Origin of the sequence: Achromobacter sp. HZ01, from assembly GCF_003267925.1 — a bacterium.
GTDB lineage: Bacteria > Pseudomonadota > Gammaproteobacteria > Burkholderiales > Burkholderiaceae_B > Achromobacter > Achromobacter pulmonis_A.
Genome location: NZ_LWKV01000001.1, coordinates 207,613 through 232,409, shown reverse-complemented (window position 1 = coordinate 232,409; position 24,797 = coordinate 207,613). Strand labels below are relative to the sequence as shown.

The 24,797-nt window shown below is 69.8% G+C and carries 22 protein-coding genes; 9 read left to right on the top strand and 13 right to left on the bottom strand.

The features are described 5' to 3' along the window. Nucleotides 1–2: 2 nt before the first annotated feature. From A6B37_RS01070 to A6B37_RS01025, 10 genes are all read right to left on the bottom strand, one after another. Nucleotides 3–794 carry an enoyl-CoA hydratase/isomerase family protein gene (locus tag A6B37_RS01070; protein ID WP_102772400.1) on the bottom strand — a complete coding sequence of 264 codons (792 nt, stop codon included), beginning with the start codon at nucleotides 792–794 and terminating at the stop codon, nucleotides 3–5. Between the two features lie 40 nt (nucleotides 795–834). Further along, entirely contained in the window at nucleotides 835–2,148 is a 1,314-nt protein-coding gene (locus A6B37_RS01065; RefSeq protein WP_168202096.1) for a malonyl-CoA decarboxylase family protein, read from the bottom strand. Next, entirely contained in the window at nucleotides 2,099–2,851 is a 753-nt protein-coding gene (locus A6B37_RS01060) for a GntR family transcriptional regulator (RefSeq protein WP_102772401.1), read from the bottom strand. Before A6B37_RS01060 ends, A6B37_RS01065 begins: the two co-directional genes overlap by 50 nt. Before the next feature lie 117 nt (nucleotides 2,852–2,968). Beyond that, on the bottom strand, nucleotides 2,969–3,976 hold the full coding sequence (locus tag A6B37_RS01055; RefSeq protein ID WP_102772402.1) for an NAD(P)-dependent alcohol dehydrogenase: 1,008 nt from the start codon (nucleotides 3,974–3,976) through the stop codon (nucleotides 2,969–2,971). Between the two features lie 75 nt (nucleotides 3,977–4,051). Further along, entirely contained in the window at nucleotides 4,052–4,822 is a 771-nt protein-coding gene (locus tag A6B37_RS01050) for a spermidine synthase (protein WP_102772403.1), read from the bottom strand. Nucleotides 4,823–5,019: 197 nt separating this feature from the next. After that, a complete protein-coding gene (locus A6B37_RS01045) occupies nucleotides 5,020–6,042 on the bottom strand; it encodes an acyl-CoA dehydrogenase family protein (RefSeq protein WP_111824659.1) in 1,023 nt (340 codons plus the stop codon). 5 nt (nucleotides 6,043–6,047) lie between these two features. Further along, nucleotides 6,048–7,235, bottom strand: coding sequence for an acyl-CoA dehydrogenase family protein (locus tag A6B37_RS01040; protein WP_102772405.1), 1,188 nt, complete (start codon nucleotides 7,233–7,235; stop codon nucleotides 6,048–6,050). 4 nt (nucleotides 7,236–7,239) lie between these two features. After that, nucleotides 7,240–8,208, bottom strand: coding sequence for a tripartite tricarboxylate transporter substrate binding protein (locus A6B37_RS01035; protein ID WP_111825518.1), 969 nt, complete (start codon nucleotides 8,206–8,208; stop codon nucleotides 7,240–7,242). Between the two features lie 49 nt (nucleotides 8,209–8,257). Further along, the gene (locus tag A6B37_RS01030; protein ID WP_111824658.1) at nucleotides 8,258–10,342 is read right to left on the bottom strand and encodes an acetate--CoA ligase family protein; all 2,085 of its coding nucleotides are present in this window, start codon (nucleotides 10,340–10,342) and stop codon (nucleotides 8,258–8,260) included. Next, nucleotides 10,339–11,142, bottom strand: coding sequence for an enoyl-CoA hydratase (locus A6B37_RS01025; protein ID WP_102772843.1), 804 nt, complete (start codon nucleotides 11,140–11,142; stop codon nucleotides 10,339–10,341). The genes A6B37_RS01030 and A6B37_RS01025 overlap by 4 nt, the downstream gene beginning before the upstream one ends. A gap of 148 nt (nucleotides 11,143–11,290) precedes the next feature. Between A6B37_RS01025 and A6B37_RS01020 the strand changes: the two genes are divergently transcribed. After that, nucleotides 11,291–12,028: an IclR family transcriptional regulator gene (locus A6B37_RS01020; protein ID WP_246842343.1), complete on the top strand. Its 738-nt coding sequence runs from the start codon at nucleotides 11,291–11,293 to the stop codon at nucleotides 12,026–12,028. Nucleotides 12,029–12,041: 13 nt separating this feature from the next. Here the strand turns inward: A6B37_RS01020 and bktB are convergent, their stop codons facing one another. Continuing rightward, on the bottom strand, nucleotides 12,042–13,223 hold the full coding sequence (bktB, locus tag A6B37_RS01015) for a beta-ketothiolase BktB (protein ID WP_102772408.1): 1,182 nt from the start codon (nucleotides 13,221–13,223) through the stop codon (nucleotides 12,042–12,044). A gap of 60 nt (nucleotides 13,224–13,283) precedes the next feature. Further along, entirely contained in the window at nucleotides 13,284–14,078 is a 795-nt protein-coding gene (locus tag A6B37_RS01010; RefSeq protein WP_102772409.1) for a crotonase/enoyl-CoA hydratase family protein, read from the bottom strand. A gap of 261 nt (nucleotides 14,079–14,339) precedes the next feature. Between A6B37_RS01010 and A6B37_RS01005 the strand changes: the two genes are divergently transcribed. From A6B37_RS01005 to A6B37_RS00985, 5 genes are all read left to right on the top strand, one after another. Beyond that, nucleotides 14,340–15,488: an acyl-CoA dehydrogenase family protein gene (locus tag A6B37_RS01005; protein ID WP_111824657.1), complete on the top strand. Its 1,149-nt coding sequence runs from the start codon at nucleotides 14,340–14,342 to the stop codon at nucleotides 15,486–15,488. 10 nt (nucleotides 15,489–15,498) lie between these two features. Next, entirely contained in the window at nucleotides 15,499–16,503 is a 1,005-nt protein-coding gene (locus tag A6B37_RS01000; protein WP_111824656.1) for an acyl-CoA dehydrogenase family protein, read from the top strand. Beyond that, a complete protein-coding gene (locus tag A6B37_RS00995; RefSeq protein ID WP_111824655.1) occupies nucleotides 16,500–17,711 on the top strand; it encodes a CoA transferase in 1,212 nt (403 codons plus the stop codon). Before A6B37_RS01000 ends, A6B37_RS00995 begins: the two co-directional genes overlap by 4 nt. A gap of 78 nt (nucleotides 17,712–17,789) precedes the next feature. Next, on the top strand, nucleotides 17,790–18,695 hold the full coding sequence (locus A6B37_RS00990; RefSeq protein WP_102772413.1) for a LysR family transcriptional regulator: 906 nt from the start codon (nucleotides 17,790–17,792) through the stop codon (nucleotides 18,693–18,695). 103 nt (nucleotides 18,696–18,798) lie between these two features. After that, a complete protein-coding gene (locus A6B37_RS00985; protein ID WP_102772414.1) occupies nucleotides 18,799–19,239 on the top strand; it encodes a CBS domain-containing protein in 441 nt (146 codons plus the stop codon). Here A6B37_RS00985 and A6B37_RS00980 read toward each other — a convergent pair. Continuing rightward, on the bottom strand, nucleotides 19,236–19,997 hold the full coding sequence (locus A6B37_RS00980; protein ID WP_102772415.1) for a TSUP family transporter: 762 nt from the start codon (nucleotides 19,995–19,997) through the stop codon (nucleotides 19,236–19,238). The genes A6B37_RS00985 and A6B37_RS00980 overlap by 4 nt on opposite strands. A gap of 259 nt (nucleotides 19,998–20,256) precedes the next feature. Here A6B37_RS00980 and A6B37_RS00975 point away from each other — a divergent pair, with 259 nt between their 5' ends. From A6B37_RS00975 to acnB, 3 genes are all read left to right on the top strand, one after another. After that, nucleotides 20,257–21,138, top strand: a complete 882-nt coding sequence (locus A6B37_RS00975) for an FxLYD domain-containing protein (protein ID WP_102772416.1) — start codon at nucleotides 20,257–20,259, stop codon at nucleotides 21,136–21,138. Then, nucleotides 21,128–22,024, top strand: a complete 897-nt coding sequence (locus A6B37_RS00970) for an FxLYD domain-containing protein (RefSeq protein ID WP_246842342.1) — start codon at nucleotides 21,128–21,130, stop codon at nucleotides 22,022–22,024. Before A6B37_RS00975 ends, A6B37_RS00970 begins: the two co-directional genes overlap by 11 nt. Nucleotides 22,025–22,176: 152 nt before the next feature. Next, nucleotides 22,177–24,768, top strand: a complete 2,592-nt coding sequence (gene acnB / locus A6B37_RS00965; RefSeq protein ID WP_111824653.1) for a bifunctional aconitate hydratase 2/2-methylisocitrate dehydratase — start codon at nucleotides 22,177–22,179, stop codon at nucleotides 24,766–24,768. Nucleotides 24,769–24,797 lie beyond the last annotated feature (29 nt).

Here is a 24,797-nt window from a genome sequence, read left to right as displayed (position 1 = left end):
GTCTAGTCTCCGGAGAAGTTGGGATCTGTGCCGGCCAGGAACGCGCGCACGCCTTCTTTGTGGTCGCGGCTGTCGGCGTAGGAAAAGTAATCCTGGTATTCGTCCTCGCTGAGCGCGCCGCCGGCGGCGAGCCTGCGAGACAGGCGTTTGTTGATGCGGGCGGCCAGGGGCGCGCCGCGGGCGATGCGCTCGGCGCTCTGGCGGGCGGCGTCGGCCACCTCGGAATCGGCCACGATGCGGGTCAGCAGGCCCAGCTCGCGCGCTTCTTCGGCGCCGAATACACGGCCCTCCAGCAGGATGGCCAGGGTCGCGGCCCGCCCGGCCAGCGCCAGCAGGCCGCTCATTTCGTCGGGCGCCATGGGAAAGCCCAGCCGGTTGATCGGCACGCCCAGGCGCGCCGAACTGCCGGCGATGCGCAGGTCGCACTGGCTGGCGATTTCCAGGCCGCCGCCCACGCACACGCCCTCGATCTGCGCCACCACCGGCTGCGGGCACAGCGCCACCGCGCGCAGCGCCGGCGCCAGCAGTTCGCGGTGGTAGCGCTGCACCGCGGCCATGTCGCCGCGCTGCTGCGGGAATTCGCGTATGTCGGCGCCGGCGGCGAAATTGCCGCCGGCGCCGCGCACGATCACGCAGCGCACGCCGTCGTCGGCCGCGATGTCTTCGAAGACCTCGCGCAGTTCCTGCCACATGCCCACCGTGATGGCGTTCAGGCGCCCCGGGTGCGACAGCGTGACCCAGGCCAGATGGCCCTCGCACGCCAGCAGCACGCGGCCAGCCGCGTTTTCCGTCATGTCCCCTCCTCTATGGTCCCGCGGCTGCCGCGGGACCGGATCAATCTTGTAGTTTCGCCACGCGCCCCACGCCCCGGCTGACCTGGGGCTTGCCCTCGCCCAGGCGGGCCAGGTTGTCGTCCAGTTCGTCCAGGTCGTACAGGTAGTTGACCATCATGGCGCAGGACTGCTTGAGCCCCTTGGGCGAGGTGTCCGCCGCCCAGTTCAGCCTTTCGATGCGCGCGCCGTTGCCCAGGTGGAAACGCGCCACCGGGTCCAGCGGCTGGCCGTTCTTCATGGATTGCAGATAGCTGGCCGCCAGCCGCAGTCCGGCCCGCTTGACCACGTCCGGCGCCTTGCCCTGGGCGGCCCGCGCCAGGCGCGCGACCCAGCGCTGTCCGTCGGGCGCGGCCTCGCGCTTGCGGGCTTGCGCGCGCGCCTTGTCCTCGCGCACGATGGCCTCGACCGCATCGGCCTCCAGCTTGCCCAGCCAGTCCGCGAAGCCCGGAATGGGCGACAGCGTGGCGAAGGACTTGAGCTTGGGCAGTTCGTCCAGCAATTGCTCCACCACGCGCTTGAGCAGGAAGTTGCCGAAGCTGATGCCCTTCAGGCCGGGCTGCGTATTCGAGATGGAATAGAAGATGGCCCAGCGCGCCTTGTCCAGGTCCTGCGGCGGCAGCGTGCTGTCGAGCAGCACCTGCACGTCGTCGGCCATGTGGCTGGCGAAGGCCACTTCCACGAAGATGAGCGGCACGTCCGGCATCTGCGGATGGAAATAGGCGTAGCAGCGGCGGTCCGGCGACACGCGGCGGCGCAGGTCGTCCCAGGACGTGATCTCGTGCACGGCCTCGTAGAGGATCAGCTTTTCCAGCAGCGAGGCCGGCGAATCCCAGGTCAGCGGACGCAGTTCCAGCAGGCCCACGTCGAACCAGGCGGACAGCAGCCCTTCCAGGTCCTTGTCCAGCGCCTGCAGGCCGGCGACCTGCTTGCGCCAGCGCAGCATGTCGGCGCGCAATTCCACCAGGAACCGCAGCCCCTGCGGCTGGGCGTTGAAGCGCTTGAACAGGCGCGCGCCCTCGCCGGCGGATTCCGCGAAACTGCCGCGGACCTGGGCCAGCGCGGCCAGCATCAGCCGCCGGTCCTTGGACTGGGCCGCGGCGTACTGCTCACACCAGCGGCGCGCCAGCTTGTTGGCGGCCACGTCGGTCAGGCGCGCCTCGAACAGGCGGCGGACTTCGGATTCGCTGGGCAGGCGGCCGCGCTCCCAGAGCCGGCCGAGCCGGGTGATCAGGCCCGCGGCTTCCTCGGCGCCGTCGGTCTCGGGCTCAGGCGTGCGCGCGCCGCGCGCGGGTGCGAGATTGGCGGGTGCGGACATGGGCGGGCTCCTCGATGACGATGGGTTCCGGCGGCGCCGGCTCGCCGGCCTCCGCAAGGCTCAATGCGCGCAGCGCTTCCAGCTGCCGCATCAGGTGGGTATGCGCGAGCGCCTGCGCGGCCTCGCCGTCGCGCGCCTTGAGCGCTTCGAAAATGGCCAGGTGCTCGGCGCAGGACTGCTCGATCCGGCCCGGCTGCGACAGGCTGCGGTGGCGCGACAGGCTCAGCACCTTGCGCAGGTTGCCGACCATGTCCGACAGCCACTGGTTGCCGGCCAGCGCCTGCACCGCCTCGTGGATCAGATAGTTGGTCTTGTAGTAGGCGTCGATGCGCCCGGCCCGCGCATGGCCGGCCAGCGCCGCGTGCAGCGGCTCCAGCGCCGCCAGCTGTTCGTCGCTGGCCTTGCGCGCGGCCTCGAACGCGCAACGCCCTTCCAGCATGGCCATCAGCGGGAAAATGTCTTCCAGGTCCTGCGCCGACAGCTCGTTGACGAAGCAGCCGCGGCGCGGCTCCAGCCGCACCAGGCCTTCGGTGGCCAGCACCTTGAGGGCTTCGCGCAAGGGCGTGCGCGAGATGCCCAGCTCGCCCGCCAGACGCAGCTCGTCTATCCATTCGCCGTTGCGCAGCGAGCGCGCATGGATCATGCCGCGCAGCCGGTCGGCGACTTCCAGGTACAGCGCTTGGCGGACAATGGGCTGGGTCATGGGCGCGGCTTGCCTGTAATTCATAATTATGAATAAGCCCATGATAGGCCCCGTTCGCGCAGGCCGTAAAGCCCCCGCCGCCCTGGGACCTACCCTAGCTTGCCGTCCGGCCGCGGCTCAGACGGCGATGACGATTTTCCCGAAGTGCCCGCCGGACGCTTCGTGCCTGAAGGCGGCGGCCAGCTCGGCCAGCTCGAACGTGCTGTCGATCTGCGGCTTCAGGCCGGTGCTTTCGAGGGCGCGGACCATGTCTTTCTGATCCTGCCGGCTGCCGACGATCAAGCCCTGCAGCCGCAATTGCCTGGCCATTATCAGCGCCGTGGGAATCGGCCCGGCCATGCCGGTCAGCACGCCGATCAAGGCGATGTGCCCGCCTATGCGGCACGCGGCGATCGACTGCGGCAAGGTGCCCGGGCCGCCGACCTCGACGACGTGGTCCACGCCCCTGCCGCCGGTAAGGTCGAGCACCGCCTGTCCCCACTCGGGGACTTCCTTGTAGTTGAGGACATGATCGGCGCCCAGCGCGCGCAGGCGCTCAAGCTTGGCGGCCGAGGACGAGGTGGCGATGACGCTGGCCCCCATTGCCTTGGCCATCTGCAAGGCGAATATCGACACGCCGCCCGTGCCCATGACCAGGACGCTGTCGCCGGCCTTCAAGCCGCCGTCGACCACCAGGGCGCGCCAGGCGGTCAGCCCCGCGGTGGTCAGGGTGGCCGCCTGCGCATGGCTGTATCCCTTGGGCGCCCGCGTGAACCAGGTGGCGGGAAGCGTGACCTTTTCACGCGCATAGCCGTCCACGCCGTCGCCCGGCGTGGTGGAGAAATCCGCGATGGCGGGCGCGCCGCTTTCCCATAGCGGAAAGAAGCAGGACACCACGTGATCGCCGACCGCGAATTCCGTGACGCCCTTGCCAACCGCCTCGACGACGCCGGCGCCGTCCGACAGCGGAATGCGTCCGTCCTCGGTGGGCATCAATCCGGTCGCCACCGCGTAGTCGTGGAAATTCAGCGAACTGGCACGGATCCGCACCAGGATCTCGCCGGCGGCCGGCGCGCGCGGCGCGTCGAGCCGGACCTGCGTCAGATTGTCCAGGCCGGCCGGCAGCTTCAGTTGAATGGCGTTCATGGGTAACCCCCTGGTGGCGATCGTCGATGGAAAATTCTAGTCCTCGGACGAAGCCCGGCCAATCAGCGGCACGGCCTAGAAGTGCAGCACGCCGTCCACCGCGTGGCGGGTCAGCGAGCGCGCCCAGCGCCGCGCCGGCAGGCCGTAGCGCGCCTCCACCGCTTCGGCGCGGGCCAGCAGCTGCGCCGGCGTGATGGCCAGGGCCGGGCCGGAGAAGGCCAGCACGATCTGGTTGCCCGCGTCGATTTCGGGCAGCAGCAGCACGCGGTCGTCGAAGGCCTTGGACAGGTTGTCGATGTTGCGCCCGAAGCTCTCGTGGCGCCCGAACAGGTTCACCGCCAGCACCCCGACCTCGCCCAGCACGCGGCGGCAGTCGCGGTAGAACTTCACGCTGTCGCGCACCGGGCCCTCGGCCGCGGCGTCGTAGAGGTCCACCATCAGCACCGGACAGCGCCCGGCGTTGAGCGGGTCGGCCACCCAGACGCCGGCGTCGGCGTGCTCGACCTCGAGCCGGTTGGCGCCGGGCAGGCGGAAGAACATGTGACAGGCGGCGGTCACGCGCGGATTCCATTCCACCGCCAGCAGCGGGCTGCGGGTGTGCTTGACGCAGAACCGCGCCAGCGATCCGGCGCCCAGGCCCAGCATGCCGATGGGCTCGTCCTTGGGCGGCTCCAGGAACAGCAGCCAGGCCATCATCTGGGCGGTGTACTCCAGCACCAGCTCGGCGGGGCTCTTGATGCGCATGGCGCCCTGCACCCATTCGGTGTTGAAGTGGAGGTAGCGGATGCCGTCCACTTCGGAAAGGGTCGGCTGGTCGAGTTCGGACGGGAAGGCGGATTTTTTCATGGCGCGATTGTAGGCGGATGCCGGCGTTTGTCTCTTGCCACGAAAGGCGGCGGCTGGCGTCGCCTGATGGGTTTCGCGCGCTCGATATCTGAGTTTTTTTGCAAGGAATCTCGCGCTGCACCCATCCTACGCATCAGGGCCCGAACATAGGATGGGTGCAGCGCGAGAGAACGCAACTGCCGAGCGCGCGAAACCCATCAGGCGGCCTCCCAGATCCGCTCCAACAGATCCGCGCAAGACACCTCTGCCTCCAGGCTGGCCGCCAGCCGCAGCACGCGCTTCAGATACAGATGCGCGTCGCATTCCCAGGTCACGCCCATCGCGCCGTGGGTCTGGATCGCGTTCTGCACGGCCCGCCTGCCGGCCTCGACCGCCAGCAGCGGCACGAACAGGGCGTCGCGCGGCGCCGAAGCCGCGGCCTCGTCCAGCGCGGCCGCGGCCGCCCAGCCGGCCAACCTGGCGTCGTCCAGGGCCATCCAGTCTTCGGCCAGCCGATGCTTGATGGCCTGGTTGGCGCCGATGGCGCGGTCGAACTGGCGGCGTTCGCGCGCGTAAGCCGCCGCCATGTCGAGCGCGGCCGAGGCCGCGCCCAGCAGTTCGGCCGAGCGCAAGAGCCGCAGGCGCGTGCGCAGGCGTTCCCAGACGCCGGGGGCCGATTCGAGTTCGACGCTCTCCAGCACTTGCACGCGCGCGGCCTGCGCCACCGGCATGGTCGGGTCCAGCCCGGCCTCGCCCGCCAGCGGCGCCAGCAGTTCGGCGCGCAGCGAGGCCTCGCCGGTGCGGCGCAGGGCCAGCGCGCGCACGCCCTCGCCCGCGCCTTCGACATAGGCCGAGCCGTCGGGACGCAGCGCGGCGTCGGCGTAATAGGTTTCGCCCGCCATCATGGCGGCGGCCCATTGCGGCGCCGGGCCGCCCGCGCCGGCCTCGCACAGCGTGGGCAGCAGCGTCATGTTGGCCGCCAGCGGCAGGCCCAGCAGATGGCGGCCGGCGGCTTCGGCCACGATCCAGGCTTCGCGCATGCCCAGGCCCAGCCCCTCGTGCGCGGCGGGCGCCAGCAGCGCCGGCCAGCCCTGTTCGGCGATGCCGCGCCATTGTTCCAGGCGCGTGCGCGCGGGCTGCTCGCAGGCGGCCCGGGCCGTGGACAGGGGATGGCGTTCGGCCAGGTAGCGCCGGGCCGCGTCTTGCAGCATGCGCTGGTCTTCGGTCGGATGCAGGTCCATGGAATTCAAGCCTTGGGCAGGCCGAGCATCTGCTCGGCGATGATGTTGCGCTGGATCTCCGAAGTGCCAGCCAAAATGGTTTCGGCGCGCGACCACAGGTAGGCGTGCACCAGCCCCGCCGCGCGCGGATCGGCCGGGCCTGCCGCCACGCAGGCCGCTTCGCCCAGCAGTTGCAGCGACAGTTCGAGCAGGCGCTGGTGCGCCTCGCTCCAGTGGATCTTGGTGGACGAGCCTTCCGGTCCCGGCGGATCGCCGCGCATGGCGCCGGCCAGCGCGCGCTGCGACTTCAGCGCCAGCACGTGGCTGTCGGCGGCCAGCCGCGCCCAGCGCTGGCGCACGGCGGCCGAGGCCGCCGGCACCCGGCCGTAGGCGTCGGCGCGCTGCGCCAGTTCGCGTATCTGCTGCAGCTCCTGCGCGAAGCGCACCAGGCGCGGGATGAAGTAGGTGCCGCGCTCGAAGCTGGCCGCGGCCATGGCGATCTTCCAGCCCTGGTTTTCCTCGCCCAGCAGGTCTTCGCGCGGCACGTGGACGTTCTCGAAGAAGACTTCGCAGAACTCGGCCTCGCCGGTGAGCTGGCGGATGGGCTCGACGCGCACGCCCGGGCTGCGCATATCCACCAGCAGAAAGCTCAGGCCCTTGTGGCGCGCCGACTGCGGATCGGTGCGCGCCAGCACGAAGCAGCGCTGCGCGCGATCCGCGAACGAAGTCCAGATCTTGTGGCCGTTGAGCACGTAGCCGCCCGGCGCCGGCTCGGCGCGGGTGCGCACCGAGGCCAGGTCGGAGCCGGCGCCCGGCTCCGAATAGCCCTGGCACCACACTTCGCGGTTGGACAGGATGCCGGGCAGGAAGCGGCGCTTCTGCTCCTCGCTGCCGAAATGCAGCAGCGTGGGCGCGAGTATGCCGTGGCCGATCAGGTTCACGCCCAGCGGCGCGCCGCAGCGCGCATGCTCTTCGTGAAAGACCGCCTGGCGCGACAGCGGCAGCGCCTGCCCGCCGTACTCTCTGGGCCAGCCCAGCCCGGACCAGCCGTGCGCGCACAGCGTGTCCTCCCAGGCGCGCCGGAAGTCCAGATCGCGCGGATCGGCCGCGCCCGGCCAGCCGCGGACGAAGTCCGCATAGGCCGATTGCAGCCACGCGCGCAGCTCGCGGCGGAAAGTCTCGTCGTCCGCCGCGGCGGTTTCCAACTGGGTCATGCCTTTACTCCAGGCGGATGTTCGAATCGCGCGCGACCTTGGCCCAGGTCGTCACGTCCTGGCGGATGAAGGCGGCGAAGGTCTTGGGATCGCTGCCGATGATGTCCAGCCCCAGCCCCACGAACTGCGTCTTGACCTCGGGCTGCTGCAGGATCTGGGCCAGGTTCTGGTAGAGCTTGTCGACCACCGGCTGCGGCGTGCCGGCCGGCGCCACCAGGCCCAGCCACGGCATGGCGGAGTAGCCGGGCAGGCCCGAGGCCGCCACGGTCGGCAGGTCCGGCACCGAAGCCGAGGGCTTGGCGGTGGTCACCGCCAGCGCGCGCAGCTTGCCGTCCTTGACGAAAGGACCGGACGAGGCCCAGGCATCGAACATGACCTGCAGGCGGCCGGCCACCAGGTCGTTCAGGGCCGGCGAGCTACCCTTGTACGGGATGTGCGTCATCTGCACGCCGGCCATGCTGTTGAACAGTTCGGCCTCCAGGTGGGTGGAGCTGCCAGTTCCCACCGAGCCGTAGCTCACCTTGCCCGGGTTGGCCTTCAGGTAGGCGATGAGCTCGCCCACGTTCTTGGCCGGCACGGAGGGATGCACTTCCAGCACGTGCACCACCGAGGCCACCTGGGTGACGGGAGTGAAGTCCTTGATGGGATCGTAGTTGACCTTGGCGTAGATGCTGGGCGCGATGCCCAGCGAGGACGCCGCCATCAGCAGGGTGTAGCCGTCGGGCGCGGCGCGCGCCACGTAGTCGGACGCGATCATGGTGCCGCCGCCGGGCTTGTTCTCGACGATGACCGGCTGGCCCAGCCTGGCGCCGAGCTTCTCGGCCAGCACGCGGCTCATGATGTCGGCCGCGCCGCCCGGTGAGAACGGCACCACGATGCGCACGGGGCGATTGGGATAGTCGTCCTGGGCCAACGCCGGACCGGCGGCGCCCAGGCAGGCCAGCGCCACGCCGGCCAGCAGTTTCTTCATCATGCTTTGCTTCATCATGTCTCCTCCTGGGATTACGGTGAGCGCCTGCGCGCTACGGGGTTACGGGCAGAATCAGGGCGTCCAGCACCGCGACGCCTTGTTCCGCCTCTTTGATCAGCAAGGGATTGACTTCGATTTCCGACACGGCCGCCGGCGCGGCCAGCAGGGCGTTGCCCACGGCCACGATGCTGCGGCAGGCGGCCGCCAGGTCGGCGCGCGGCTTGCCGCGGTAGCCGTCCAGCAGCGCGAACGCCTTCAGTTCGCGCAGCATCTGCAGGGCGATGTCCTCGTCCACCGGCAGCAGGCGATGGCTGGTGTCCTGGTACAGCTCGGTCAGCACGCCGCCCAGGCCCACCGTCAGCACCGGGCCGAACACCGGATCGCGGGTCGCGCCCACGATGATCTCGGCGACGCCGCGTTCCATCTTCTGCACCAGCACGCCGTCGATGCGCGCATCGGGCTGGGCCCGCGCCGCGGCCTGCGTGACCGCGTCGTAGGCGGCGCGCACGGCTGCGTCGTCGGCCAGGTTCAGGGCCACGCCGCCGACCTCGGTCTTGTGCGCGATGTCGGCGCTGAGGATCTTCAAGGCCACCGGATAACCGGCAGCGCGCGCGTCCGCCACGGCCTCGTCGGCGCTGCGCGCGGCGCCCGCCCGGGCCTGCGGCAGGCCGAAGGCGGCCACGTAGGCGCGGGCGTCGGCCTCGTTGCACGGCAGGGCCGGCACCGCGGCGGGCACGGCCGCCGGCGCGGCGGCGATGCGGCGGGCGCCGCGCGCCTCGCACCACAGCAGGTAGGGCGCCAGCGCCGAGACCGCCAGGCCCAGGTCTTCGAACACCGCCACCCCGGCCTCGCGCAGCGCGGCGCGGTTCTGGGCCAGGCCGGTGTCGATGGCCACGAACAGCCGCGGATGCTGGCGCGACACCTCGGCCAGGGCGTCGGCCATGCGGTCCAGCATGTAGCCGGGCGCATACACCACCACGGCGTCGATCGCGTCGCTGGTGGCCAGCGCCTGCAGCGCGGTGCGCACGAATTCGGGATCGTTGACCACGTTGCCGGTCACGTCCACCGGGTTGCCCACCATGCCGTAGTCCGGGATGCCGCCGCGCAGCACCGCCTGCAGATCGGCCGGCAGGTCGGGCAGTTCCAGCCCGGCGCCGATGAACTTGTCGGCCAGGATGGCGCCCAGCGCGCCCGACATGGTCAGCACCGCGACGCGCTTGCCCGCGCTGCGGTGGCGCAGCGTGGCCAGGCTGGCCAGGTGCGCCATCTGCGCGAAGTCGGTGGCCTCGATCACGTTGAGCTGGCGGAAGGCCGCGCCGTACACGCGCCGGTCGCCGGCCAGCGCCGAGGTGTGCGACTGCACCGCCTGCGCGCCCTTGTCCGTGGTGCCGGCCTTGAGCGCGATCAGCAGCTTGCCCTGGCGCTCCAGCTCGCGGCAGGCGCGGACGAAGCGTTCGCCGTCGCGCAGCTGTTCGATATAGCCCAGCACGATTTCGGTCTGCGGATCGGCGGCCAGGTATTCGAGGTACTGCGAGAAATCCAGGCAGGCCTCGTTGCCGGTGTTGATGAAATGCGAGAACGGCAGGTCCAGCCTGCGTGCGATGGCGTAGACCGCGGCGCACACGTTGCCGCTTTGCGTCAGCAGGCTGACGTTGCCCGGCCCGCTTTGCCGGGGCGACGTCTTGAAGACCGAAGCGAACGCGGTATAGGCCTGGGTGTTGAGATTGGCGAAGCCCATGCAGTTCGGCCCGGCCACGGCCATGCCGCTCTCGGCCACGAAGGCTTCCAGCTCCTGCTGCAGGCGCGCGCCCTCCCCGCCAGCCTCGGCGAAGCCCGCGGCGTAGACGATGGCGGCCCGCACGCCCTTGGCATGGCAGCGGCGCAGCATGGGCGTCACGTCAGCGGCCGCGATCGCCAGCACCGCCAGGTCCACGGCCTCGGGCACGGATTCGATATCGGGCCAGCAGCGCCGGCCGAACACTTCCTGGTACTTCGGGTTCACCGGATAGATGCCGCCCTCGTAGCCGAAGCGGGTCAGCAGGTCCAGCGGCATGCCGCCAATGCGCCCGGGATCGGCGCTGGCGCCGATCATCGCGATGGAGCGCGGATTGAGCAAGGGGTCCAGGCTGAGGGTCATGCCGTCTTGCCCTCCTTGTTGCGCTGGATGGCCTGGGCCAGTCCACGGTCGCGCACGGCGCGGAATTCTTCGCTCATGTGCGACAGCTGGTGCGTATCGAAGTGCGCCGACAGCGCCGTGCGCAAACCCTGGGCGTCGGCGGTGCGGTTGAGCGAACGCTTGATCAGGCGCAGGCCGAAAGGCGGCGCCTGGGCGATGCGCTGCGCCAGCGCCAGCGTCGCGGCCTCCAGCTCGGCCTCGGGCACCACGCGGTTGACCATGCCGATCCGCAGCGCTTCCTGGGCGTCGACCTTCTCGCCCGTGTAGAGCATTTCCTTGGCCTTGCGCAGCCCCATCACCCAGGGATGGATCAGCACCTCGGTGGCCGCGGCCGCCAGCGTGTGGCCGACGGGGTCGGAAAAATAGGCGTTGTCGGCGCAGACCACCAGGTCGCACATATTGGCGATCATGAATCCGCCGGCCACGCAGGCGCCCTGCACCTGCGCCACGGTGGGCTTGGGAAAGTCCCAGATGCGCATGCAATAGCCGTAGTAGCGGCGCGATTCATATTCCCAGCGCTCTTCCACCGTGAAGTCGGCGCGCTTGGCCTGGGCTTCCTTGAGGTCGTGCCCGGCCGAGAAATGCGCGCCGCGGCCCGCCAGGACCACGACCCGCACCGAGTCGTCCTGCTCGGCCCGGGTCAGGGCGTCGTCGAGTTCGTCCAGCATCTGCTGGCTCTGGGCATTGCGCGCGGACTCGCGCGCCAGGCTGATGCGGCATACGGCGTCGTACCGATCGACGGCCAGGGTGGCGTATTCCATGGTCTCCTCGTCCTTGTCTTGCCGCGCCATCGAGGGCGGCGCGGTCCGTTGGATTGAATTAACGCACCCGGAATCCTAAAATACAAAATATTCATCAATTTTTTCCCACATTATGAACAAACAGGCGTCAACCGGCGGGACCCAAAGCATGCGGCGGGCGCTGGCCCTGCTGCGCGTGCTGGCCCAGCACCAGGAAGAAGGCATCGATCTGCAAGGCGTGATGGCCGCCACCGGGCTGGAGCGCTCGACCGCGCACCGCCTGCTGAGCAGCCTGCTTGAGGAACAGTTCGCCGAGCGCGATCCCGGCACCCGGCGCTACCGCCTGGGCGTGGATTCCATGCAGCTCGGCTTCGCGGCGCTGCGGCGCGCGCCGCTGCTGGACGCGCTGCGGCCGTTCGCGCAAAGGCTGGCGCGGCTATCGGGCGATACGGTGTTCCTGGTGATACGCCAGGGCGATTACGCGCTGTGCCTGCTGCGCGAGGCCGGCTCGTTTCCGGTGAAGGTGTTCACCACCGACCAGGGGGAGCGGCGCCTGCTGGGCGTGGGCGCCGGCGGGCTGGCGCTGATGGCCGCCCTGCCGGACGAGGAAATCGCCGCGCTGTACGCGCGCCATGCCGCCGGCTACGCGCAAAGCGGCGTCACCGGCGCGGCGCTGATGCAGGCGGTCAGGCAGACCCGCAAGGCGGGCCATTCGGAGATCGTGGACACCATCACGCCGGGCGTCTCCGGCGTGGGCGTGGCGTTCCAGGTGTCGGAACTGACGTGGGTGGCTTTCAGCTTCGGCGCGATCAGCAGCCGGCTGGACGCGCCCCGGCGGGCGCAGATGGGCGCGCTGCTGCAGGCGGAATGCCAGGCGTGGGCGCGCGACTACGCGTCCCCCGCCTGAGACCTGGCTGCGGTCAGATGCGCTCGAAGATCGCGGCGATGCCCTGCCCGCCGCCGATGCACATCGTCACCAGCGCATAACGGCCGCCCACGCGCTGCAGTTCGTGCAGCGCCTTGACGGTGATGATGGCGCCGGTCGCGCCGATGGGGTGGCCCAGGCCGATGCCGCTGCCGTTGGGGTTGACCTTGGCCGGGTCCAGCTTCAGCTCGCGCGTCACCGCGCAGGCCTGGGCCGCGAAGGCTTCGTTGGCTTCGATCACGTCGAGCTGGTCCACGGTCAGGCCGGCGCGCTTGAGCGCGGCCTGGGTGGCCGGCACCGGGCCGATGCCCATGATTTCCGGGTCCACGCCGGCGTGGGCGTAGGCCACCAGGCGGGCCAGCGGCTTGATGCCACGCTTGGCCGCGACCGAGGCGTTCATCAGCACCACGGCGCCCGCGCCGTCGTTCAGGCCCGAGGCGTTGCCCGCCGTGACGGTGCCGTTTTCTTTCTTGAACACCGGCTTGAGCGTGGCCAGGCTGTCGGCGGAGACGTCGCGGCGCACGTGCTCGTCGGTGTCGAACACGACTTCGCCCTTGCGCGACTTCAGCACCACCGGCACGATCTGGTCGCGGAAATAGCCGGCGTCGATCGCGGCCGCGGCGCGGCGGTGCGATTCGGCGGCCACCGCGTCCTGGTCCTGGCGGCTGATGTCGAAGCGCGCCGCCACGTTCTCGGCGGTCACGCCCATGTGCATGCGGCCGAAGGGATCGGACAGCGCGCCGGTCATCATGTCCAGCATGACGCTGTCGCCCATGCGCGCGCCCCAGCGCTGGGCCGGGGCGATGTAGGGCGCGCGGCTCATGCTTTCGGCGCCGGCGCCGATGGCGATGTCGGCGTCGCCCAGCATGATGGTCTGGGCCGCCGACACGATGGCCTGCAGGCCCGAACCGCACAGGCGGTTGACGTTGAAGGCCGGGGTTTCCTTGGAGATGCCGGCGTTCATGGCGGCCACGCGCGACAGGTACATGTCGCGCGGCTCGGTGTTGATGACATGGCCGACCGCGACGTGGCCGACCTCGTCGCCCTTGACGCCGGCGCGTTCGAGCGCGGCCTTGATGACGGTGGCGCCCAGGTCGCACGGCGGCACGTCTTTCAGCGCGCCTCCGAAATCGCCGATGGCGGTGCGCATGGCGGACGCGACGATGACTTCATTCATGGTGTTTCCTCCTTGTGATGCTTCCCATCATACTGCCGCGCCCGGCCCCGCGTCTGCCGTTCAGGCCTTGCGCGCGGCGCGGCGCGCGACGAATTCCTGCACCGCCTGCGCGTGCGCCGGCGTCTTGTGGGCGAGCGCCTGATAGGCCGCCGACAGCTCCAGCAGCGTGTCCAGGCGCGCGTGCTGGCTTTCGCGCAGCAGGCGCTTGGTCAGGCGCACCGCGTCGGGCGAATTGGCCGCCATGCGCGCGGCCAGCGCATGCGCCGCGGGCAGCAGTTCGGCCGCCGGCACCACGCGCGAGACCAGGCCCCATTCGGCCGCGGTGCGCGCGTCGATGGCGTCGCCGGTGAAGGACATCTCGGCCGCGCGCGCCATGCCGATCAGGCGCGGCAGGAACCAGGCGCCGCCGTCTCCGGGCACGATGCCCAGCTTCACGAAGCTCTCGGCGAAGGCGGCTTCCTCGGCCGCGATGCGCACGTCGCACATGCAGGCCAGGTCGCAGCCCGCGCCGATGGCCGGGCCGTTGACCGCGGCGATGGTCGGGACTTCCAGCGCATGCAGCGCCAGCGGCAGGCGCTGGATGCCGTGGCGGTATTCCTGGCGCAGCGCCGCGCTGCCGACTTCCGGGCCGATCTGGCGCTGCATGTCATTGACGTTGCCGCCCGACGAAAACACGCTGCCGGCCGCGGTGATCACCAGCACCCGGACTTCGGGGTCGCGTTCGATCCGCGCGAACGCCGCCAGCAGTTCGTCCACCATCGTGCTGCCGGTCAGGGCGTTGCGGGTCTTGGGATCGTTCAAGGTCAAGGTGACCACGCCGTCGGCGCGCTGCTCGTACTGCACCAGATCCGTCATGGATCTCCTCCTGTTCGATGAAAAAAGCCAGCCGGGCGACGCGACGCGCGCGCCCCCTCCATCAGCGTAGGGATGCGGGAGGTTGCCGTCCAATATTAAATTTTTCCATCCCGATACGGGATCGGTATCGGCCATCCTTGCTCATTCGATTCGAAACCGATATCGGAAATCAAAAAAATAATATTGGACAGCTTTCACCACGCTCATCGATAGTGAAGCCCGGCGCCATGCTGCGGCGCCTGGCCTGCATCGGAGCGCCCCATGATAGATACGCTGGAACTTACCGCCATCCCGCCCGAAGACGAAGCCTTGCGCGCCGAGGTCCGGGACTTCCTGGCGCAGACGCTGGACGGACTCGAACCCGACGCGCGCGCCCGCTCGTGGATGGGCTACGACGCCGAATTCAGCCGGCGCCTGGCCGAACGCGGCTGGCTGGGGCTGACGCTGCCGCGCGAGCATGGCGGATCGGCGCGCGGCCATTTCGCGCGCTTCGTCCTGTCCGAAGAGCTGCTGGCCGCCGGCGCCCCGGTCTCGGCGCACTGGATCGCCGACCGCCAGAGCGCGCCCCTGATCCTCAAGTACGGCACGCCCGCGCAGCAGGCGTTCTACCTGCCCCGCATCTGCCGCGCCGAAGCGTTCTTCTGCATCGGCATGAGCGAGCCGGGATCGGGCTCGGACCTGGCCAGCATCCGCACGCGCGCCGAACCGGCCGCCGGCGGCTGGCGCCTGAACGGCAGCAAGATCTGGACCACCAACGCGCACCGCTCGCACTATATGATCGCGCTGGTGCGCACGTCCGGCACCGCCGAGGACCGCCACCAGGGGCTGTCGCAATTCATCGTGGACCTGTCGCTGCCCGGCGTCTCGGTGCGCCCCATCGAAGACCTGGCCGGCGATGCGCATTTCTCGGAAGTGTTTTTCGACAACGTGGCGCTGCCCGCCGACGCCCTGATCGGCGCGGAGGGCGCGGGCTGGGCCCAGGTGAACGCCGAACTGGGGTTCGAGCGCAGCGGACCCGAACGCCTGTATTCCAGCATCGCGCTGCTGCAGTGCTGGCTGACGCATTGCCGCGGCCAGGACCCGGACGCCGGCGACCGTGCGCTGCTGGGCGGCATCCTGTCGCAGATGGCGGTGCTGCGCGCCATGTCGCTGGCCATCGCCGGCAAGCTGGCGGCCGGGCTCAGCCCCGCCACCGAGGCCGCGCTGGTCAAGGACCTGGGCACCGAACTGGAACAGGCCATCCCGCGGCTGATCGGCGACGCGCTGGCGCGCCGGCCGGACCAGCCGCCTCCCCCGCCGCTGCTGCGCACGCTGGCGTACCTGGAACAGGTGGCGCCCACGTTCTCGCTGCGCGGCGGCACCCGCGAAATCCTGCGCGGCATCATCGCCCGCGGCCTTGGCCTTCGATAAGGACAGACTCATGGACAATATTTTTGGCGACGCGGCAGAACGCCTGTTCGCGCAGACCTGCACGCCCGACGTCATCCGCCGCGCCGAGCAGGGTCAGCGGCCCGCCGAGGCCTGGCAGGCCTGCGAAGACGCCGGCTTCGGCGACGCGCTGGTGCCCGAGGCGGACGGCGGCGCCGGACTGGAGCTGGCCGAGGCGCTGCCCGTGGTGCTGGCCGCCGGCCGCCACCTGTGCCCCTATCCCATCGCCCACACCGTGCTGGCGCGCCCCTGGCTGTGCCGCGCCGGGCGGCCGCAGCCCACCGGCTCGATCGCGCTGGCCCCGCACGGCGTGACGCTGCGCGACGGACGCCTGCACGGCGCCGGCGTGCCCTGGATGCGCAGCGCGGACTACGTGCTGGCCCAGACAGACGGCCAGGCCTGGCTGCTGCCCGCGCAGGCCGCGCGCATCGAAGCCGGCGGCGTGCACGCCAGCCTGTCGGCGGATGCGTCCTGGGATCTGGCCGACGCCGAGCGCATCGAGGGCGGCGGCGCGCTGGACACGCTGGCCGCCGCCGCCTATGCCGGCCTGATGGCCGGCGCGATGGAACGGGTGCTGGCCATGACGCTGGACTACGCCAACCAGCGCGCGCAGTTCGGCAAGCCCATCGGCCGCTTCCAGGCCATACAGCAGCAGGTCAGCGTGATGGCCGAACAGGTATGGGCCGCGCGCATGGCCGCGCAGCTGGCGTTCCAGGGCGCCGAGGGACGGCCCGCGCCGCTGCTGGCCGCGACCGGCAAGGCGCGCGCCAGCCTGGCCGCGCCGCTGGTGGCCGATATCGCGCACGCCGTGCACGGCGCCATCGGCGTGACCGAGGAATACGACCTGCAGCTCTACACCCGGCGGCTGCGCGAATGGCGGCTGGCCGGCGGCTCGGAAAGCCACTGGCACGAACGCATCGGCGCGCAGGCGCTGGCCGATGGCGGCGATGCGCTGTCGTTCCTGCGCGGCGCGCTGTGCGCCAAGGAGGCCGCATGAGCGACGCGCCGCGCGACGACCTGCCGCTGGCCGGCATCCGCGTGCTCGACCTGAGCCGCGTGCTGGCCGGCCCCTGGTGCACGCAGACCCTGGCCGACCTGGGCGCCGAAGTCTGGAAGATCGAGGCCCCCGGACAGGGCGACGACACCCGCAGCTGGTCGCCCCCCGACGTGGGCGGCGAATCCACCTATTTCCTGTGCGCCAACCGCAGCAAGGAATCGGTGGCCGTCAACCTCAAGCATCCCGAGGGCCAGCGCATCGTGCGCGAGCTGGCGCGGCAGGCCGACGTGCTGGTCGAGAACTACCGGCTGGGCGCGCTCGAGGCTTTCGGGCTGGGCTACGAAGACCTGGCCGCCCTCAATCCCGGCCTGGTCTATTGCTCCATCAGCGGCTACGGCCGCAGCGGGCCGCGCGCGGCCGAGCCGGGCTACGACTTCGTGATCCAGGCCGAAAGCGGGCTGATGTCGATCACCGGCGAACCGGAAGGCGCGCCCATGAAGCTGGGCGTGGCCATCACCGACCTGGTCACCGGCATGAACGGCGTGCAGGCCATCCTGGCCGCGCTGCTGGCGCGCGCGCGCAGCGGCCGCGGCCAGCACATCGACCTGGCGCTGCTGGACGGCGCGGTCAGCGTGTTGGCCAACGTGGGCGCCGGCTACCTGGCGGCCGGCCACAAGCCGGGACGCCTGGGCAACGGCCATCCCACCGTGGTGCCCTACCAGATCTTCGCCACGCGCGACGGCTCTTTCGCCCTGGCTGTCGGCAACGACGGCCAGTTCGCGCGCCTGTGCGCCCTGCTCGGGCATCCGGAATGGAGCGCCGACCCGGACTACGCCACCAACCGCGCGCGCGTGCTCAACCGCGAGCGCCTCATTCCCATGCTGCAGGTCGAGTTCGCCGAGGCCGGCACGGCGCACTGGCTGGAACGGGTGCGCGCCGCCGGCATACCCGCCGGCGCGGTGCGGCGCGTGGACGAGGCCCTGGAGGCGCCCGAGATCGCGGCGCGCGGCATGATCGCCGACACGCCCGACGCCCGCCACGGCACGCTGCGCCTGCTGCGCTCGCCGCTGCACCTGCGCGGCACGCCGCCGCGCGAACCCGCCGCGCCGCCGCGCCTGGGCGAACACACCGACGCCGTGCTGGGCCGCGCGCTGGCCCTGGACGACGCGGCGCTGGCCGCGCTGCGCGCGGCCGGCGCGATCGCCTGATAGCGGCGGGATAGCACCGATGCCGGAAACGATATGCAGCCCGTATCATCTGTGGCACGCCCCAACCGGACCGCCACCATGGATTTCCGTCACCTGCAGCAGTTCCTCGTCCTGGCCGAAACGCTGAACTTCCACCGCGCGGCCGAAAAGCTGCACATGTCGCAGCCGCCGCTGTCGGTGTCCATCCGCAAGCTCGAAGAGACCGTGGGCGTGCCGCTGTTCATCCGCGGACGCCAGGGCGTCAAGCTGACCGAAGCCGGCCTGGCGGCGCTGGACGAGGCGCGACGCGCCCTGTTCCATGCCGAACAGTTCCGCCAGGCCGCGCGCGCCGGCGCGGCCGGCGAAGGCGGCACGGTGCGCATCGGCTTCGTGGGCTCGGCCACCCACGCGGTGCTGCCGCGCATCCTGCCGCCGTTTCGCCAGCGCTATCCGGGCGTCAACGTGGTGCTGCGCGAAGCCACGTCGATACGCATCATGCAGGAGCTGGAAGAAGACACGCTGGAGATCGGCATCGTGCGCGTGCCGGTCGCGATGGGCTCGAACGTGCGGCTCACGCCGCTGACCACCGAGAACTTCGCGCTGGCCGTGCCCAAGACGCATCCGCTGGCGCGGCGCGGCCGCATCCGGCTGGCGGACCTGGCCGACGAAGCCTTCATCATGTATACCGCCGACGAGGCGGCCGGCCTGCGCATGGCCGCCATCAACGCCTGCCAGCTGCGCGGTTTCACGCCGCGCATCACGCAGGAGGCGGTGCAGGTGCAGACCCTGCTCAGCCTGGTCGAAAGCGGCCTGGGCGTGGCCCTGGTGCCGGCCGGCGGCCGCCGCCATCCCGGCACCAACGTGGTCTACAAGACGCTGGCCGATTTTCCCGGCGACGCCACCATCGGCATTTCGCTGGCCTGGAACCCGGCCACCGAACGCAGCGCCGCCCGCAACCTGCGCGCCATGGCCAGCCAGGCCTTCCGTGACAAGGCGATGAAATAGTCAAGCCGAAAAAACCACAGGGAAGCGGGCGGCTTGCGGCAACACGGCCGACCGGCTTAGGATGGAGCATGGTTCGACTTCACCAGCGATTCGGGAGCACATCGTGAAGACAGTTGCTGAGCTTCTCAGGGAAAAGGCCAACCAATCCGTCGTGACGGTCTCGCCGGACGCATCGGTCTACGACGCAATCAAGACCATGGCCGAACGCAGCATAGGCGCCGTGGTGGTAGTCCAGGGCGACGCGGTCCTGGGCATGCTGACCGAGCGCGACTACGCCCGCAAGATCGTTCTGCAGGACCGCTCGTCGCGCACCACCAAGGTCCGCGACATCATGACCGACTCGGTGTATTACGTGGGCCGCGCCGACACCCGCGAACACTGCATGGCGATGATGACCGAAAGGCACTTCCGCCACCTGCCGGTGATCGAGGACGGCAAACTGATCGGGCTGCTGTCCATCGGCGACCTGGTCAAGGATGTGATGAGCGAACAGAAATTCATCATCCACGAACTCGAACGCTACATCACCGGCGAACGCGGCTAGCCCGCCAGCGTCCTGAAGGCCGGCACGATCAGCCCCAGGCCGGCCGCCAGCAGCAGCATGAACACCAGGCGCTTGACGGTCTGCATCGAGCCGGCCGTGGCGTAGCGGCGCGCCACCCAGGTCACGCCGATCACGATCGGCAGCGCCAGCACGCTCAGCCAGAACGAGGACGCCATGAATTCGCCCTGCCCCGTCACCAGGGTCAGGCGCGCCATGGCGTTGACCGAGAACAGGATCAGCAGGCTGTTGCGGATGGCGGCCAGCGGCAGCGGCTGGCGGTACAGGTGATAGACCATGGGCGGCCCGGCGCTGGAGAACAGCCCGCCCAGCACGCCCGACACGGCGCCGAAGAACAGGAACGACCCGCGCGAGGACACCTGCGCCAGCGGCTGTGCGCGCGCCACCAGCAGGACGGCGCAGGCCACGATGGTGCAGCCCAGCAGCAGCTGCAGCAGCACCGCCATGGAACCGCTGATCCACGCCAGCGCGGTCACGCCCACGCCCACGCCGACCAGGCTGCTAAACATGGCAGGCCGGATCAGCGACCAGTTCACCTGCGGCCTGGCCCGCGCCAGCGTGACGGCGGCGTTGACCAGCGACAGCACGCTGACCACGTTGGCCACCTCGGCCACGGAGGCCAGCTGGAACACGCCCGACAGGCCCAGCAGCACCAGGCCGAAGGCGAAGCCCGTCATCGTCTGCGCATAGGTGGCCAGCGCCACGCAAACCAGGAACAGCAAGTGTTGGGAAATACTCATTGCTAGGGGTAGAGCCTGACCTGCCTCGGCTCTGCCCGGCGCCGCGCGGGACGGCGGCATGGGAGCGGATCGACGGGGGGAACGGCGTACTAGGGGATGGGCGATTTTCAGGCGGCGATGATAGCATCGGCCCGCGCACCGTCGCTCATGTTTTGTCACAAATGGATGCGCTCATGCACGCGGCCCCGCCCGCGGTCCGCTATCCTTGCCGCCCTGCCTTCCGCTCGCGCCCCGCTATTCGCGCCCCCTACTCGCGCCCATGACGCCCCGACAGACCACGATCAATACGGTGACCCTGACCTGCTCCACCTGCGGCAGCGCGCAGTTCACCAAGCTGGACACCAACGAATACCGCTGCAGCCACTGCCATGCCGTGACGCTGGTGGAAGACAACGTCGCCCAGCGCCTGGAGAAGATCCTGCGCAACATGCAGCAGCCGGCCGCCAAGCCGCGCTCCGGCAGCGTGGCCGCGGCCGCCGTCGCCGTGGCGCTTGCCGTCGCGATTCCGGTGGCAGCGGTGCTGCTGACCGAAGGCGGCCGCAGCAGCCCCGTGCGCCAGCCGGCGCCTGCGCCCGCGATCGACGCTTCCCTGGTCAAGCTGACCGACGTGCGCGAAGTGCAGACCCGCGGCGCCCGCCTGCTCGTCATGATGGTGCGCAACGAGACCGGCAGGAAAATCGACATGCCGCGCGTCACGGCCTCGTTCTTCCAGGGCGAGCTGTCGCTGTCCTCGGCCTCGGGATCGGCGCCGGCGCGTTCGCTGGAGCCGGGCGAATACGCGCCGCTGACGATCCAGGCGCCGGACAAGGCCTACACCCGCTACGCCCTGGAAGTGGCCAGGCCCATGCCCGCGCGCGGCAAGAACAACGCCGTCACCGCCAGCCGGGTCCAGCTGGTGCGCAACGACGGCAGCTACCGCCTGGTGGGCCTGCTCAAGAACGAAGGCGCCGAGGCGGCCAACAGCAGCCAGGTCACAGTCATGCTGTACGCCGACGACGGAACCCTGATCGGCATCGGCAACGGCTACGGCTCGGCCAGCCCGCTGGCGCCGGGCGCGCTGACCGCCTTCGACGCGCGCTGCGAAATGCTGGCCGACAGGCCGGTGGCTTCTTACGACTACATGGTGCAAAGTGAACGCTAGCCATTCCCATTCCGGACGCCTGTCCCGGCCGGCCATGGCCGCGCTGGGGCTGATCCTGCTTGCCGCCGGCGGCTACGCGCTGTGGAAATACACCGCCATCCTGCCCTGGAGCGCGCGCGCCGACGCGCCCGCCTCCGCCGCGCCGCGCGAGGAAGCCCCGCGCGAGAGCGCCCCGACCACCCGCATCGTGCGGGTCAGCCCGGCCAACGTGCGCGTCATCGACCACGTGCGCCTGAGCACGGAGGAACTGCTGGACCCCGGCTTCGCGCTCTTCGACCCGGCCGCGCTCAAGCTGTCGGCGCCGCGCCGGCTGCTCGACGAAATCGAACGCCCGGTCCTCTACGCCGAACTGGTCAACACCAGCAAGGAATACGTGATGCTGGCGCCCAAGGCCGAGATCACGGTGTACGACGGCTCGCGCGCGCTGGACCTGCGGCAGTCGTGGAGCCTGCCCGCGCGGCTCTATCCCGGCGAACGCGTGCCGGTCGCGCTGACCGGCCGCGTCGAGCGCTACACCGAAGTCAAGACCGACTGGCTGCCGGCCAAGCGCGCCGCCCTGCCCGGCCCGCGGCCGCAGCTGGCCGTGACCGTGGAGAACACCGAGGCCGCGGTCGGCACCGGCACCCTGAACTTCACCTACCGCTATCGCTACAAGTACGTCACCGTCCACGGACGGGTGCGCAACGACAGCGCGGCCGAGGTCGAGAACGTCAAGCTGTGGGTCAGCCTGTACGACGCCCAGGGCCAGTTGACCGGCGCCACCTTCCAGACGCCGCGCGTGTCCCGGCTCAAGCCCGGCGAGAGCGCGCCGTTCCAGGCGCACGTGAAGCAGCATGGCGCCAATTTCGCCCGGGTGGAAATCGTCTACGACGCGGACGCGCGCTAGCGCCGCCTTGCGGCCCGCCCGGGGTCGCGCTTAAGCAACGTCTATCATGCCAAGTCTTATATAAGATATAAGACATTTGCCTGCGCCCCCCTCTTCCCTCTACAATTCGGGCCGACAACCCTTCTTCCAACCCGACTTTGAGCAGGCCTCACATGCTGGATAACTATCGCCAACACGTTGCCGAACGCGCGGCTCTGGGGATTCCCCCGCTGCCCCTTACGGCCAAACAAACCGCTGAACTGATCGAACTGCTGAAGAACCCGCCCGCCGGCGAAGAGCAGAACCTGGTCGAGCTGTTGACCCACCGCGTGCCGGCCGGCGTGGACGATGCCGCCAAGGTCAAGGCCTCCTACCTGGCCGCCGTGGCGCTGGGCAAGGAAAACTGTGCGCTGGTCAGCCGCGCCAAGGCGACGGAACTGCTGGGCACGATGCTGGGCGGCTACAACATCGGCCCCCTGATCGAGCTGCTGGACGACGCCGAAATCGGCACCATCGCCGCCGACGCGCTGAAGAAGACCCTGCTGATGTTCGACGCCTTCCACGACGTGAAGGAAAAGGCGGACAAGGGCAACGCCAACGCCAAGGCCGTGATGCAGAGCTGGGCCGACGCCGAATGGTTCACCAGCCGTCCGGAACTGCCGGAAAGCCTGACCATCACCGTCTTCAAGGTGCCGGGCGAAACCAACACCGACGACCTGTCGCCGGCTCCGGACGCCACCACCCGCCCCGACATCCCCATGCACGCCCTGGCGATGCTCAAGAACAAGCGCGAAGGCGCCGCGTTCCAGCCGGAGGAAGACGGCAAGCGCGGCCCGGTGCAGTTCATCGAATCGCTCAAGGAAAAAGGCCATCTGGTGGCCTACGTCGGCGACGTGGTCGGCACGGGCTCCTCGCGCAAGTCGGCCACCAACTCGGTGCTGTGGTTCACCGGCGAAGACATCCCCTTCGTGCCGAACAAGCGCTTCGGCGGCGTGTGCCTGGGCGGCAAGATCGCCCCGATCTTCTACAACACCATGGAAGACGCGGGCGCCCTGCCGATCGAGCTGGACGTCTCCAAGATGGAAATGGGCGACGTGGTCGAACTGCGCCCCTATGAAGGCAAGGCTCTGAAGAACGGCGAAGTGATCGCCGAGTTCCAGGTGAAGTCCGACGTGCTGTTCGACGAAGTGCGCGCCGGCGGCCGCATTCCGCTGATCATCGGCCGCGGCCTGACGGCCAAGGCGCGCGAAGCGCTGGGCCTGGCGCCCTCGACGCTGTTCCGCCTGCCCAAGGACCCCGCCGACAGCGGCCGCGGCTACACCCTGGCCCAGAAGATGGTCGGCCGCGCCTGCGGCCTGGCCGAAGGCAAGGGCATCCGCCCGGGCACCTACTGCGAACCGAAGATGACCTCGGTCGGCAGCCAGGACACCACCGGCCCCATGACCCGCGACGAACTGAAGGACCTGGCCTGCCTGGGCTTCTCGTCCGACCTGGTGATGCAGTCGTTCTGCCACACCGCCGCCTATCCGAAGCCCGTGGACGTCAAGACCCACCACACGCTGCCGGAATTCATCAGCACCCGCGGCGGCGTCTCGCTGCGCCCGGGCGACGGCGTGATCCACTCGTGGCTCAACCGCATGCTGCTGCCCGACACCGTCGGCACCGGCGGCGACTCGCACACGCGCTTCCCCATCGGCATCTCGTTCCCGGCCGGCTCGGGCCTGGTGGCCTTCGCCGCCGCCACCGGCGTGATGCCGCTGGACATGCCTGAATCGGTGCTGGTGCGCTTCAAGGGCAAGATGCAGCCCGGCGTCACGCTGCGCGACCTGGTCAACGCCATCCCGCTGTACGCGATCAAGCAGGGCCTGCTGACCGTGGCCAAGCAAGGCAAGAAGAACATCTTCTCGGGCCGCATCCTCGAAATCGAAGGCCTGCCCGACCTGAAGGTGGAACAAGCCTTCGAACTGTCGGACGCCTCCGCCGAACGTTCGGCCGCCGGCTGCACGGTGCGCCTGAACAAGGAACCGATCATCGAGTACATCAACAGCAACATCGTGATGCTGAAGTGGATGATCGCCAACGGCTACGAAGACGAGCGCACGCTGGGCCGCCGCATCAAGGCCATGGAAGCCTGGCTGGCCGATCCCAAGCTGCTGGAGCCGGACGCCGACGCCGAATACGCCGCGGTCATCGAGATCGACCTGGCCGACGTGCACGAGCCCATCGTGGCCTGCCCGAACGACCCCGACGACGTCAAGACGCTGTCGGACGTGGCCGGCGCCAAGATCGACGAAGTGTTCATCGGCAGCTGCATGACCAACATCGGCCACTTCCGCGCGGCTTCCAAGCTGCTGGAAGGCAAGCGCGATATCCCGGTCAAGCTGTGGGTCGCTCCGCCCACCAAGATGGACGCCACCCAGCTGACCGAGGAAGGCCACTACGGCGTGTTCGGCACGGCCGGCGCCCGCACCGAAATGCCGGGCTGCTCGCTGTGCATGGGCAACCAGGCGCAGGTCCGCGAAGGCGCGACGGTCATGTCGACCAGCACCCGCAACTTCCCGAACCGCCTGGGCAAGAACACCAACGTGTACCTGGGTTCGGCCGAACTGGCCGCGATCTGCTCGAAGCTGGGCCGCATCCCGACCAAGGACGAGTACATGGCCGACATGGGCGTCATCAACAAGAGCGGCGACCAGATCTACCAGTACCTGAACTTCGACAAGATCGCCGACTACAAAGACGTGGCCGACGTCATCGAGGTCTAAGCACCCGCCAGGCCCGCGCCTGCAAGACG